General features: G+C 74.0%; 10 protein-coding genes and 2 rRNA genes. 7 read left to right on the top strand and 5 right to left on the bottom strand.

Annotated features, from left to right (window positions below; translation table 11 throughout):
* The 4 genes from AB0D10_RS09230 to AB0D10_RS09215 all read left to right on the top strand — a co-directional run.
* A 23S ribosomal RNA gene (locus AB0D10_RS09230) occupies positions 1–93 on the top strand; the annotation flags it as partial.
* 78 nt (positions 94–171) lie between these two features.
* Positions 172–288 (top strand): 5S ribosomal RNA (gene rrf / locus AB0D10_RS09225).
* A 263-nt stretch (positions 289–551) separates the two neighbouring features.
* On the top strand, positions 552–959 hold the full coding sequence (locus AB0D10_RS09220; protein ID WP_360253523.1) for a YciI family protein: 408 nt from the start codon (positions 552–554) through the stop codon (positions 957–959).
* Between the two features lie 8 nt (positions 960–967).
* Complete coding sequence (locus AB0D10_RS09215) at positions 968–2125, top strand: DUF6596 domain-containing protein (RefSeq protein ID WP_360253559.1); 1158 nt, start codon at positions 968–970, stop codon at positions 2123–2125.
* Between the two features lie 39 nt (positions 2126–2164).
* On the opposite strand, the gene AB0D10_RS09210 is transcribed toward AB0D10_RS09215, so the two are convergent.
* The 5 genes from AB0D10_RS09210 to AB0D10_RS09190 form a co-directional block, all read right to left on the bottom strand.
* A complete protein-coding gene (locus AB0D10_RS09210; RefSeq protein ID WP_360253521.1) occupies positions 2165–3475 on the bottom strand; it encodes a DUF58 domain-containing protein in 1311 nt (436 codons plus the stop codon).
* A 100-nt stretch (positions 3476–3575) separates the two neighbouring features.
* Complete coding sequence (locus AB0D10_RS09205) at positions 3576–4505, bottom strand: MoxR family ATPase (RefSeq protein ID WP_360253557.1); 930 nt, start codon at positions 4503–4505, stop codon at positions 3576–3578.
* Positions 4506–4585: 80 nt separating this feature from the next.
* Positions 4586–5800 carry a DUF4350 domain-containing protein gene (locus AB0D10_RS09200; RefSeq protein WP_360253519.1) on the bottom strand — a complete coding sequence of 405 codons (1215 nt, stop codon included), beginning with the start codon at positions 5798–5800 and terminating at the stop codon, positions 4586–4588.
* A complete protein-coding gene (locus tag AB0D10_RS09195; RefSeq protein WP_360253517.1) occupies positions 5797–6510 on the bottom strand; it encodes a DUF4129 domain-containing protein in 714 nt (237 codons plus the stop codon). The genes AB0D10_RS09200 and AB0D10_RS09195 overlap by 4 nt, the downstream gene beginning before the upstream one ends.
* A gap of 5 nt (positions 6511–6515) precedes the next feature.
* Positions 6516–7697 (bottom strand): glycerophosphoryl diester phosphodiesterase membrane domain-containing protein, encoded by a 1182-nt coding sequence (locus AB0D10_RS09190; protein WP_360253515.1) that lies wholly within the window; start codon positions 7695–7697, stop codon positions 6516–6518.
* A 288-nt stretch (positions 7698–7985) separates the two neighbouring features.
* Here AB0D10_RS09190 and mtrA point away from each other — a divergent pair, with 288 nt between their 5' ends.
* The 3 genes from mtrA (at position 7986) to AB0D10_RS09175 (ending at position 12652) form a co-directional block, all read left to right on the top strand.
* Positions 7986–8663: an MtrAB system response regulator MtrA gene (mtrA, locus tag AB0D10_RS09185; RefSeq protein WP_030061806.1), complete on the top strand. Its 678-nt coding sequence runs from the start codon at positions 7986–7988 to the stop codon at positions 8661–8663.
* 118 nt (positions 8664–8781) lie between these two features.
* A complete protein-coding gene (gene mtrB / locus AB0D10_RS09180; RefSeq protein WP_360253555.1) occupies positions 8782–10779 on the top strand; it encodes an MtrAB system histidine kinase MtrB in 1998 nt (665 codons plus the stop codon).
* Complete coding sequence (locus AB0D10_RS09175) at positions 10754–12652, top strand: LpqB family beta-propeller domain-containing protein (RefSeq protein WP_360253513.1); 1899 nt, start codon at positions 10754–10756, stop codon at positions 12650–12652. The genes mtrB and AB0D10_RS09175 overlap by 26 nt, the downstream gene beginning before the upstream one ends.
* Positions 12653–12696 lie beyond the last annotated feature (44 nt).

Below are 12696 nucleotides of genomic sequence, written 5' to 3'. Positions count from 1 at the left end.
GGCTCCCAGTAGACGACTGGGTTGATAGGCCGGATATGGAAGCCCTGTAAGGGGTGGAGTTGACCGGTACTAATAGGCCGAGGGCTTGTCCTCAGTTGCTCGCGTCCACTGTGTTGTTCTGAAACAACGACCCGCCCGAATTCGGGTGTGCGGTTGACAGTTTCATAGTGTTTCGGTGGTCATAGCGTGAGGGAAACGCCCGGTTACATTCCGAACCCGGAAGCTAAGCCTCACAGCGCCGATGGTACTGCAGGGGGGACCCTGTGGGAGAGTAGGACGCCGCCGAACAATCTTTGTGAAGAACCCCCATCCGGATTCCGGATGGGGGTTCTTCGCGTTTCCCGGGCACGTGTTTCCGGGGCGAACGCCGGAGCCCATCGGAGCCGGTCGATGCGCACGGGCGCCGGTGGGGGTCCTGGCGGCTCCGGCGGGAGGAGCTGCGGGGGAGGATCCCGAAAATCTTGGTCGACCGTGTCGAGAACCCGTGGCCGGCTTCGTCCCCGGGGTGAACGCGGCCACAATGGGTGGCACCAGCACGAGGGAGAAGCACGATGGCCAAGTACCTGATGCTCAAGCACTACCGGGGTGCCCCGGACGCGGTCAACTGCGTGCCGATGGACCAGTGGACGCCGGAGGAGATCTCCGCGCACATCCGGTACATGCAGGACTTCGCGGCCCGGCTGGAGAAGACCGGTGAGTTCGTCGACGGTCAGGCGCTCGCACCCGAGGGCACCTGGGTGCGGTACGACGGCGAGGGCCGTCCGCCGGTTACCGACGGTCCGTTCGCGGAGACCAAGGACCTGATCGCCGGCTGGATGGTGATCGACGTGGACAGCTACGAGCGGGCCCTGGAGCTGGCCGGGGAGCTGTCGGCCGCGCCGGGGGCCGGTGGGAAGCCGATCCACGAGTGGCTGGAGCTGCGTCCGTTCCTGGCCGCGCCGCCCACCATCACGGAGTGACCTTGCCGATGGACGAGGCCCTGCTCCGGAGCCTCACGCCGAGCGTGCTTGGGATCCTCGTCCGCCGCGGAGCGGATTTCGCGGCGGCCGAGGACGCCGTCCAGGAGGCGTTGGTCGAGGCGGTGCGCGTCTGGCCGGCCGGTCCGCCCCGGGATCCCAAGGGCTGGCTGGTCACGGTCGCCTGGCGGAAGTTCCTCGACGCGGCCCGGTCGGACACCGCCCGCCGCCGGCGGGAGGACCTGGTCGACCAGGAGCCGGGTCCGGGGCCGGCGGCCGAGGTGGACGACACGCTCCAGCTCTACTTCCTGTGCGCCCACCCGTCGTTGACGCCGTCGTCCGCGGTCGCGCTCACCCTGCGGGCGGTGGGCGGTCTGACCACCCGCCAGATCGCCCGGGCCTACCTGGTGCCCGAGGCGACCATGGCCCAGCGCATCAGCCGGGCCAAGCGCACCGTGTCCGGCGTGCGGTTCGATCAACCCGGCGATCTCTCCACGGTGTTGCGCGTCCTCTACCTGGTGTTCAACGAGGGCTACTCCGGGGACGTCGACCTCGCCGCCGAGGCCATCCGGCTCACCAGACGGCTGGCGGCTGCGAGCGACCATCCCGAGGTGGCGGGGCTGTTGGCCCTGATGCTGCTTCACCACGCCCGGCGGGCCGGCCGGACCGGGCCCGACGGCAGCCTGGTCCCGCTGGCCGAGCAGGACCGCGGCCGGTGGGACACCGGGTTGATCGCCGAGGGGGTCGGGATCCTCCGGACTGCGCTGGCCCGTGACCGGCTGGGCGAGTTCCAGGCACAGGCCGCCGTCGCGGCGTTGCATGCCGACGCCCCCACCGCCACTGAGACGGACTGGGTGCAGATCGTCGAGTGGTACGACGAGTTGGTGCGGCTGACGGACAGTCCGGTCGTGCGGTTGAACCGCGCGGTGGCGGTCGGTGAGGCGGACGGGCCGCGGGCCGGGCTGGCGGCGCTCGCGGAGCTTGACGACGCACTGCCCCGGTACACGGCGGTAGCGGCGTACCTCCACGAGCGCGACGGGGACCCGGGGACGGCGGCACGCCTGTACGCCGAGGCGGCGCACAAGGCGCCGAACCTGGCCGAGCGCGAGCATCTGACCCGTCAGGCGGCCCGGCTCAACGCGGGTCCGAACGCCGCCCGGCCCCGCTGAGGGGACCCGAGGGGTCCCGAGGGGCCGGCCGGGGCGGAGTCAGAGCCGGCCCGCGGCCTTCAGCGCCAGGTAGGTGTCGGCCAGGGCCGGGGCGATCTGCGCGGGCGGGGCGTCGAGCACGGTGACGCCGTGGCGGGTGAGGTGTTCGGCGGTGGCGCGGCGGTCGGCGCGGGTCTGCTCGGCGGCCGCGGCGCCGTAGACGGCCTCGACGGTGCCGCGGCCGGCGGCGAGGACGTCCAGCCGCGGGTCGGCGACGGAGGCGAGGACGACCTCGTGGCGCTTGGTGAGCAGCGGCAGCAGAGGGCGCAGGCCGTCCTCGACCGGGGCCGCGTCGAGGCCGGTGAGCAGGACGATCAGTGAGCGCTGCGGTGCCATCTTGAGGGCGGTGGAGACCAGCGAGCGCATGTCGGTCTCGTGCAGCGCGGGCTCCAGGTCGGCCATCGCGTTGGTGAAGGCGGGCAGTACCTCGTGGGCGGAGCAGCCGGCCACGGCGGCGCGCTTGTGGAGGTCGTGGGCGAGCAGGTCGACGCGGTCGCCGGCGCGGGTGGCGAGGGCGCTCAGCAGCAGGGCGGCGTCGAGGGCGGCGTCCAGACGGGGGGCGTCGCCGACGCGGCCGGCCGAGGTGCGGCCGGTGTCGAGGACGACGAGGATGTGCCGGTCGCGTTCGGGGCGCCAGGTGCGGACGGCGACGGTGGTGCGGCGGGCGCTGGCGCGCCAGTCGATGGAGCGGACGTCGTCGCCGGGCAGGTACTCGCGCAGGGAGTCGAACTCGGTGCCCTGGCCGCGGGTCAACACCGAGGTGCGGCCGTCGAGTTCGCGCAGGCGGGCGAGCCGGGAGGGCAGGTGCTTGCGGCTGGCGAACGGGGGCAGCGCGCGGACCGTCCACGGGACGAGGTGCGAGCCCTGGCGGGCGGCGAGGCCGAGCGGGCCGAACGAGCGGACCGTGACCCGGTGGGCGTGGTGGTCACCGCGGCGGGTCGGGTCGAGCAGGGTGACGGCCCGGCGCCGTTCGCCGCCGGGCACGGTCAGGGTGTGCCGGGAGGCGGTCTCGGCGGTGCCGGGCCGCCAGGCGGACGGGGCCCAGGCGTCGCGGACCAGGGCCCGGAGGGGGCGCCCGGACGGATTGGTGACGGTCAGTTCGACCGAGGCGGGTTCGCCGAGCCGGACGGTGGTGTCGCCGCCCCGGCCGAACCGCAGGTCGCGGACGGGGGCGGCGAGCACCAGGTCGGCCACGACGGCGAGCAGGACCGTGCCGGTGACCAGCCAGATCCCGGTCGCCGACGGCAGCAGCAGGCCCACGACGAGCGCGCCGAGCGCGGCGAGCAGGGCGGTTCGCCCGGTGAGGGCCATGCGGTGCGCTCCTTCGGTGACCCGTCGTCCGGACGCCCGTGACGGGAACGGGCGGCGGGCGGCGGGCGATGGATCGGGAGGGTCGGGCTGATCGGGTGGATCAGCGGGGTGCGGGCGTCTGGGCGAGGACGGCCTGGATGACGGAGTCGGCGGTGACGCCCTCCATCTCGGCCTCGGCGCGCAGCGCGACCCGGTGCCGCAGGGTGGGCAGGGCGAGCGCCTTCACGTCGTCGGGGGTGACGTAGTCGCGGCCGGCCAGCCAGGCCCAGGCACGGGAGGCGGCGAGCAGGGCGGTGGCGCCGCGCGGGGAGACGCCGATGGACAGCGACGGGGACTGCCGGGTGGCGCGGCAGAGGTCGACGATGTAGGCGAGGACCCCGGGGGAGACGGTCAGCTTGGCGATCTGCTCACGGGCGGCGGCGAGGTGCTCGGGCCCGGCGACCGGGCGGACGCCGGCCGCGGCGAGGTCGCGGGGGTCGAAGCCGGCGGCGTGCCGGGAGAGGACCTGGAACTCCTGGTCGCGGTCGGGCAGCGGCAGGATCAGCTTGAGCAGGAAGCGGTCCAGCTGGGCCTCGGGCAGCGGGTAGGTGCCCTCGTACTCGACCGGGTTCTGGGTCGCGGCGACCATGAACGGCACGGGCAGCGCGCGCGGCTCGCCGTCGACCGTGACCTGGCGCTCCTCCATGGCCTCCAGCAGGGCGGCCTGGGTCTTCGGCGGGGTGCGGTTGATCTCGTCGGCGAGCAGCAGGTTGGTGAAGACCGGACCGGGCTGGAAGGAGAACTCGGAGGTGCGGGCGTCGTAGACGAGCGAGCCGGTGACGTCGCCCGGCATCAGGTCGGGGGTGAACTGGATGCGCTTGGTCTCAAGGCTGAGCGCGGTGGAGAGGGTGCGGATCAGCAGGGTCTTGGCGACGCCGGGGACGCCCTCCAGCAGGACGTGGCCGCCGCACAGGAGTGCGACCACCAGGCCGGTGACGGCGGCATCCTGACCGACCACGGCCTTGCCGATCTCGGCGCGAAGGGCGGTCAGCGCGGCCCGCGGGTCGGTGCTGCCGGGGGTGGCGGTCGCCGGGCCGGGGACGGCGCGGAGCTGGGCGGTTGCCTGGTCGGTCACGGGTTCCGAACCTGCCTTTCGAGGGCGTCGAGGTCGTCGGCGAGCCGCAGCAGTGCGGCGTCGTCGGTCGGGGGCGGGCCGAACAGCAGGGCCCGGACGTCCCCGGCGGGCCGGCCGGGGAGCCGGTCGGCCACGGCCGCGCAGAGTGCGTCGGTGTCGGGTGCGCCGGCTCGGAGCGGGACGCCCAGGGCCGGGGCGAGGCGGTGGGCGGTCGCGCCGCGCAGGCCCTCGGCGGCGTGGCCGCGGGCCCTGGCCCGCCGGTAGAGGCGGGCGCGACCCTCGGTGGTCTCGGAGGCGCGGACCACCACGGGCAGGGCCTCGCTGACCACCGGGCCGAGCCGGCGGCCGCGCCAGAGGGCGGCGAGCACGGCGGCGACCACGAGTTGGTAGTAGGCCCAGTGCCAGCCGCTCGGGATGAAGTCCTCAAGGGTCTTGTGGCCGGCGCCCTCGGCGAGCGGGGCGGTGTAGTCCGGGAGGTGCCAGGTGAGGTGCGGCTGCGAGCCGAGCAGGCCGAGGGCGAGGGACGCGTCGCCGTCGGTGGCGAGCTTCTCGTTCTGCAGGAACGCGCCGCTGCCGAGCACGATGACGTCGCCGGCGCCGGCCGGGGTGCTGACCAGCGGGTAGCCGTGGCCGCGCGGGTAGCAGCCCTGGCCTCGGCTGCCGCTGGTGTAGAGCATGCCGCCCAGGTGGGCGCTGCCGGCCCGGGTGGCCTCGACGAGCGGGCAGTCCGCGGTGGTGCTGCGGACGGAGGCGTAGCCGCCGCCGTCCTCGGACGGCCGGATGCCGGGGGCGAGCACGGTGAGTGCGGTCGGGCCCGGGGCGATCAGGACCAGCCTCCGGTGTCCGGCGGCCGCGACGGCGCGCAGCTGGGCGGGGTCGAGCAGGTCCGGTTCGGGCAGCACGAGCGTGTCGGGGCCGGCCGGGCTGCCGGTCGGGTCGGTGGTGAACTCGGCCTTGAGGCCCTGCTGTTCGAGCAGCGTGACGACGGCGTGGGCGCCGTCGGCGTCGTACGAGCGGGGGTCGAGCGGCGGGTAGCGGTGGTCCTGGCCGAGGGAGGTCACGGCGACGGCGCCGATCAGCAGGGCGGCGAGGAAGGCCAGGTACCAGCGGGCCCGGCGCCACAGGCCGCGGGCCGTGGGGGCGAGGCTGGTGGGGGCGGCGCCGGCCGGCGCCTCGGCCGCGGGCGACGGCGCGGGGGCGGTGGCGGTCATGCCGTTCCTCCCGGGGCCTGGGTCGGGGTCGAAGCGGACGCGGCGGGGGCCGCCGCGCCGGGCGTGAGCACCGGGCGGGTGTGCTCCAGCGTCCGGTCGAGCTCGTGCAGCAGCCGGTACGCGGCCTGGTCGGCGGTGCGCTCGCCGTACGTGATGTCGTCGAAGGTGCGGGCGGCCGCGTGCAGTGCGGCGGCGTGCTCGGGCAGCGCCCGGCCTGCCTCGTCGGCGGCCTCGTCCGCGGTGCGGCCGGGGCGGGAGTCGAGCAGGGTGCGCTCCTCCAGGCCCCGGACGAGGGCCCGCATCTGCTCGCGGACGGCGTCGGCCCAGCGTCCGGCGGCGGCGTGCCCGGCGGCGTCCGCCCGGTACTGCGCGGCGCTGCGCGGGCCCTCGACCCCGTACACGTCCCCGGTGGTGCGGGCGGCGCGCCCGGGCGCGCCGAGGCGCCACCAGAGCGCGGCGCCGATCAGCACCGCGACGACCAGGAAGAGCACCAGGCCGGTGGTGCCGCTCGTGCCGTCGCCGGAGATGCTGCCGAGCGCGCCGGAGACGTGGTCCCAGAACCAGTCCACGGCCCGCTGCAGGATCGACGGGTCGTTCTTGTGGTACTCGGCGTTGAGCAGCTCGTCCCGGGCGGCGTCGCGCGCGGGATCGCGCGGGACGGTGACCGGGGCGCCGCCCGCGGCGAGGAGCCTGTCCCCCCAACTAGGCATCCGGTTCAGCGCCTCGCCGGGGTCTGGTCGCTGGGCTCGCCCCAGCCGGTGCCGCCGTACTCGGGCAGGCCGGCGGCGCGGGCGAGCTCGATGTCCAGGGCTTCGCGGCGGATCCGCTGGTCGACGTAGAGCAGTACGCCGACGGCCGCCATGAAGGGGGTGGTGAGGGTGCCGGCGATGATTCCGGCGACCGCCATGACGACCATCATCGCGACGCCCTGGTGGCTCGTGCCGGTCAGGCCGTTCGGGTCGAGGGTCTCGAAGCCGAGCATCAGGCCGATGAAGCGGAACGGGACGGCGATGACCACCGCGACGACCAGCGACAGCACCTTGCTCAGCAGGGTGATGCCGAAGATCCGCCACCAGGAGCCGCGGACCAGGCGCCGCGAGCGCGACAGTGCCGTGGCCACGCCCTGCTTCTCCAGCATCAGCGCGGGGGCAGCCAGGCTGTACCGGACCCACAGCCAGGCGGCGACGGGCAGGGCCAGCAGGCCGACGAGGAAGAGCAGCGCGGTGGTCGCGGGCTCGTCGGCGCCGCCGGCGCCGTAACCGATCAGCGGGGCGAAGCCGAGCAGGGCCACTCCGGGGCCCATCAGGACGGTGAGCAGGGTGAGCCCGAGCAGCTGCAGGATCCGCGGCCGGGCGTCGCGCCAGGCTTCCCCGGCGGTCGCGGAGCGGCCGAGGACGGCGCGGCTGACGACGATCGTGAGGAGTGCGGCGGCGAGCACGTCGAGCAGCAACTGCAGCGGCAGGGCGGCGACCAGGCGCAGGGTCTGGGTGGCGGCGCCGGTCTTGCCCCTGACCAGGAGGTCCACCAGGACGGCTCCGGCCTGGGCGACCACGGCGATGCCGAGGGAGAGGGCGAGAACGGTCCGCCAGTGCCGACGGACGGTGCCGACGGCGCCGTCGAGCAGCTCGCCGACGCCGAGCGGGCGCAGCGGGATGACGCCGGGCCTGGGGCTCTGCGGTGCGCCCCAGCCGTGGGGGTGCCGGCCGCCGGGGGGCTGCTGGCCCCACTGGGGCCGGTCGTACTGGCCGTACTGGCCCGGCTGGCCGGTCCAGCCGGGGGTGGCCTGCGGTGGTGCCGACGGCCCGGGCACGGCGGCGGGCGCGTCGGCCGGGGGCCGGACGCCGTCGCGGGGTGGCTCGGACGAGCTGGGCGAGGCCCAGCCCGGAGTGTCGGTCATCACTGCTCCTCGGAGGGGCGTCGTGGGCGCGGCTCCGGACGGATCTTCCGCCCGCACGCAGCGCCAATCGTGCCATGGGGCCGCAGGAGGCCCCATGGGGATCCGGTTGCTGATCGGCAACGGGTGGTCACGGTGGGTCGGGTGGTGGGCCGCGGACGGTTCGGAGGCGCTCGGGCCGTGGTCATTCGCCCGGTATGGCCGGAATGCGCCGGTGGGGGAAGTTGGCCGTTCTGGAGCAATGGCACTGCTGTGCGGCAGGTCACAATCCGGTAATGAGAGGATGGACGCATGAAGGGACGCGTCCTCGTCGTTGATGACGACTCCGCACTGGCCGAGATGCTCGGCATCGTGCTGCGTGGTGAGGGTTTTGAGCCGTTTTTCGTCGCGGATGGGGACAAGGCGCTAGCCGCGTTCCGGGAGACCAAGCCCGATCTGGTCCTGCTCGACTTGATGCTGCCCGGTCGGGACGGCATCGACGTCTGCAGGCAGATCCGGGCGGAATCCGGGATTCCGATCGTCATGCTGACCGCCAAGACCGACACGGTCGACGTGGTGGTGGGCCTGGAATCGGGTGCCGACGACTACGTCACCAAGCCGTTCAAGCCCAAGGAGCTGGTGGCCCGGGTCCGTGCGCGGCTGCGCCGCGCCGAGGAGCCGACACCCGAGCAGCTGACCATCGGCGATCTGGTGATCGATGTGGCCGGCCACTCGGTGAAGCGGGACGGCCGGGGCATCCCGCTGACCCCGCTGGAGTTCGACCTGCTGGTCGCGCTGGCCCGCAAGCCCTGGCAGGTGTTCACCCGCGAGGTGCTGCTGGAGCAGGTCTGGGGCTACCGCCACGCGGCGGACACCCGCCTGGTCAACGTCCACGTGCAGCGCCTCCGCTCCAAGATCGAGAAGGACCCGGAGCGCCCCGAGATCGTGGTGACCGTCCGCGGCGTCGGCTACAAGGCCGGACCCAGCTGACGTGACGGACCGGGCTGACGAGACCCCGTCGGGTACCGCGACCGACGGGGCCGGAGCCGTGCGCGGGGACGTACTGAGTTCGACCACCCGCCGCCGGCGCCCCTCCGGCGTCGCCGGGCTGGCCAAGCGTCAGCTGCGCCGTCCCGTGCACCGGGTGTCCGCGCTGTACCGGCGGTCGATCCAGCTGCGCGTGGTCGCGGTGTCCCTGCTGGCGTCCATCGCGGTGGTCCTGGTGCTGGGCGTGGTCGTGGTGGCGCAGGTGCGCACCGGCCTGCTCGACACCAAGATGGACGCCGCCCGGGCGCAGGCCAGGATCGGCTTCCAGGTCGAGCAGAAGAAGATCGACGAGGCCAGGGACCAGAAGCTGCGGGGCACCGCCGACCCGACCGTCGACGAGATCGGCACCTGGCTGCTGCGGCAGGTCAACGACCTCGCCGGGAGCGGGCAGACCGTCTACTCGGTGATCGCGATGGCCCCCGGCAGCGGCGCCGTCGTCCCGGACACCGCCGGCTTCGCGCCGCGCTACTCCGGTGACATCCAGCCCAGCAGCATCCCGGACGCCCTGCGGGCCAAGCTCGCCTCCGAGCCCGGCCAGATGTTCGACCAGCCGACCCGGATCCACCGCTCGCCCGAGAGCGGCGGGAAGACCGAGCCCGGGCTGGCCCTCGGCATGCAGTTCATCGGTCCGGCCGCGGCCGGAAACAGCTACCAGATGTTCTACGTGTTCTCCTTCGGCCAGGAGACCGACACCCTCAACCTGGTCACCGGCACCCTGGCGACCGCCGGCGTGTTCGTGGTGATCCTGATGGGCGGCATCGCCTGGGTCGTGGTGCGCCAGGTGGTCACCCCGGTCCGGATGGCCGCCGGGATCTCCGAGCGGCTCGCCGACGGGCACCTGGAAGAGCGGATGAAGGTGACCGGGACGGACGACATCGCCCGCCTCGGGGAATCGTTCAACCGGATGGCCAACGCCCTGCAGGCGCAGATCCGCCAGCTGGAGGAGCTGTCCCGGGTGCAGCGGCGCTTCGTCTCGGACGTCTCGCACGAGCTGCGCACCCCGCTGACCACGGTGCGCATGGCCGCCGACCTCATCTACGACAGCCGCGAGGACCTGGACCCGATGGCCGCCCGCTCCGCGGAGCTGCTGCAGGGCCAGCTGGACCGCTTCGAGTCGCTGCTCGCCGACCTGCTGGAGATCAGCCGGTTCGACGCCGGCGCCGCGATCCTGGACGCCGAGCCGGTCGACCTGCGAGAGATCGTCGGCCGGGTGGTCGAGGCCGCCGAACCGCTCGCCGAGGCCAAGGGCAGCGCCGTGGTGATCCGCGGCGACGGCGAGCCGGTGCTGGCCGAGGTCGACTCCCGCCGGATCGAGCGCATCCTGCGCAACCTGGTCGTCAACGCGCTGGAGCACGGCGAGGGCCGCGACGTGGTGGTCCGGCTGGGCTCGGCGGACGGCGCGGTCGCGGTCGGCGTGCGCGACTACGGCATCGGCCTCAAGCCGGGCGAGGCGTCCCGGGTGTTCCACCGCTTCTGGCGGGCCGACCCGTCCCGGGTGCGGACCACCGGAGGCACCGGCCTCGGCCTGTCCATCGCCGTCGAGGACGCCCACCTGCACGGCGGCTGGCTCCAGGCCTGGGGCGAGCCCGGCGGCGGCTCGCACTTCCGGCTGACCCTGCCGCGCACCCGCGGCGGCGAGATCTCCCGGGCGCCCTTCCGGCTGGAGCCGGAGGACTCCCGCAACAACCGGGGCCTGGGCACGTACGGGACGCCGTACCGGCGGGCGATCAGCCCGGTCGGCTCGACGGCGATGACCGTCGCCGAGGAGCCGACGGAGGCGCCGGACGGCCTCGGTCTCGGTGCCGGCCTCGGAAGCGGGCTCGGCGGGGTGCTGAACATCGGCCCCGGCCTCGGCCAGCGCCGACTGCCCGAGGGGCCGCGTACGGACCCCTCGGACGTGCGGACGGCGGGTGCCGGGTACGGGGCGACCGGCGCCCAGGTCATGGTGGACCCGACGCCCGGACGGCCGTCGGTGGCACAGCGGACGGCTGAGCCGGACGTGATGGGTGGGACGGACCTGGAGGGGTCGCATCGTGCGAGGGACGAGCAACAGGACTGAGCCGCGGCGCCTCGCGGTGACCGGCGCGCTGCTCGCCCTGCTGGCGAGCGGCTGCGCCGCCATGCCGGACTCCGGCGGCATCACCAAGGTGGAGCTGTCCCAGGGCTCGGCGGACAAGAACCTGCAGGCCAGGGTCTACCCGGTGGCACCCGGCAAGGGAGCCAAGCCGCACGAGCTGCTGACCGGCTTCCTGGACGCGGTGACCGCCGACGAGGGGTACGAGACGGCGCGCAAGTACCTCACCGAGGGCGCCGCCGCGGCCTGGAAGCCGGAGGCCGGGATCCGGGTGCTCTCGTCCACCACCATCCCGGGCGGCCAGGACGTCACCAACGCGGACGGCCTGGACCCGGTGACGGTGACGGTCAGCGGGCAACTGGTCGCCAGCGTCGACGACAAGCACTCGTACCTGCCGGTGGCCGGGCAGAACAACAACGTCTCGTCCGATTTCACCTTCGTCCGGGAGAAGGACGGCGAGTGGCGGATCGACAAGCTGCCGTCCGGCGTGATCATGAACGAGACCAACTTCCGGAACAGCTTCCGCCAGGTCGAGCGGTTCTTCTACACCTCGCCGGACCCGTCCGCGGTGGCCTCGGGGAACGTCGGCCAGGAGGTGCTGGTCGCCGACCCGATCTACCTGCGGCGCCGAATAGACCCGCTGACCTCGGCCGCCCAGGCGGTGGCCGACGGGCCCTCCACCTGGCTCTCGCCGGTGGTCCGCACGGCCTTCCCGAACGCCGCCCGGGTCGACCGGGTGACCATCGACGACGGCCGGGTCGCCCACGTGCAGCTCGGCGGCGCCGACGTCAGCGAGCCGATGGCCTGCCGGCGGATGGCGACCCAGCTCTTCTACACCCTCGCCGACCAGGGCAAGGGGCAGGTCGAGCGGCTGGAACTGAAGGGGCAGCGCGGCTCCTGCACCGCCAGCCGCACCGACGTGCCGGCCACCGGCCCCGGGGCCCTGGCCGGATCGACGGCCGCGACGCAGTACTACCAGCGCGCCGACGGCTCCCTGGTGGCGACCGACGAGGGGCGTGCCGGCGACCCGGTCCGCGGCGTCCTCGGCAAGCCGCAGTCGAACACCAAGCCGCCGCTCGGCGCCGTCGCGGTCAGCCGGGGCGGCGCCCAGGCCGCCGTGATCAGCGAGGACGGCCACCAGGTCTACTCGGTGCAGCTGACGGACGCGGCGGTCGCCCTGGGCGAGCCGGTGCTCAGCTCGACGGCGAAGTCGGGCGACAAGGAGGACGGCTTCGCCTCGCCCAGCTGGGACGGCCGCGGCGACCTCTGGGTGGTGGACCGCAACCAGCAGGGGCAGCGCGTCGTGATGGTGCGCGGCAACAAGTCGTACACCGTGCCGGTCGAGGGGCTGACCGGGCAGACCGTGCAGGCGCTGAAGATCTCCTCGGACGGCGTCCGGGTCGCCCTGGTGGTCAAGACCCCGGGCGTGGCCATCCGCTCGCTGATGTTCGGCCTGGTGGTGCACGGCGGCACCCCGCAGGCGCCGACGGTGAAGATCACCGGGCTGCGCCGGGCCGCCCCCACGCTCACCGACGTCGCCTCGGTGTCCTGGGCGGACGCCGACCAGCTGCTGGTGCTCGGCAAGGAGGCCGACCGGACCCAGCAGCTGTACTTCATCAGCACCGACGGCTCGCAGAGCACCGACACCCAACTGCAGAGCGCCGACAGCATGATGACCGTCGCGGCCTCGGAGTCCCGGGCGGACAGCCTGACCCAGGCGCCGCCGGTCCTCGCGATGGCGGAGGTCAAGCAGGCGGACGGCAAGCCGAGCGAACTCAAGGCCTACCGGCTGGTCAACAACCAGTGGCGGGAGGCCCCGCTGGTCGACAAGCCGCGGTCCTTCTTCTACGCGGGCTGACGCCCGGTCGGGAGGGGCGGACGGACCGTCCGCGCGGGCTGACG

The sequence above is a fragment of the Kitasatospora sp. NPDC048545 genome (assembly GCF_040651155.1).
Taxonomy (GTDB): Bacteria; Actinomycetota; Actinomycetes; order Streptomycetales; family Streptomycetaceae; genus Kitasatospora.
The sequence above is the reverse complement of the archived record's forward strand: the minus strand, read 5'-3'. Positions and strand labels throughout refer to the sequence as shown.

Bases quoted from the DNA above. Each gene is read 5' to 3' on its own strand.
- AB0D10_RS09220 (WP_360253523.1), top strand. From the start codon at position 552: ATGGCCAAGTACCTGATGCTCAAGCACTACCGGGGTGCCCCGGACGCG.
- AB0D10_RS09215 (WP_360253559.1), top strand. From the start codon at position 968: ATGGACGAGGCCCTGCTCCGGAGCCTCACGCCGAGCGTGCTTGGGATC.
- AB0D10_RS09210 (WP_360253521.1), bottom strand. From the start codon at position 3,475: ATGGCCCTCACCGGGCGAACCGCCCTGCTCGCCGCGCTCGGCGCGCTC.
- AB0D10_RS09200 (WP_360253519.1), bottom strand. From the start codon at position 5,800: ATGACCGCCACCGCCCCCGCGCCGTCGCCCGCGGCCGAGGCGCCGGCC.
- AB0D10_RS09195 (WP_360253517.1), bottom strand. From the start codon at position 6,510: ATGCCTAGTTGGGGGGACAGGCTCCTCGCCGCGGGCGGCGCCCCGGTC.
- AB0D10_RS09190 (WP_360253515.1), bottom strand. From the start codon at position 7,697: ATGACCGACACTCCGGGCTGGGCCTCGCCCAGCTCGTCCGAGCCACCC.
- mtrA (WP_030061806.1), top strand. From the start codon at position 7,986: ATGAAGGGACGCGTCCTCGTCGTTGATGACGACTCCGCACTGGCCGAG.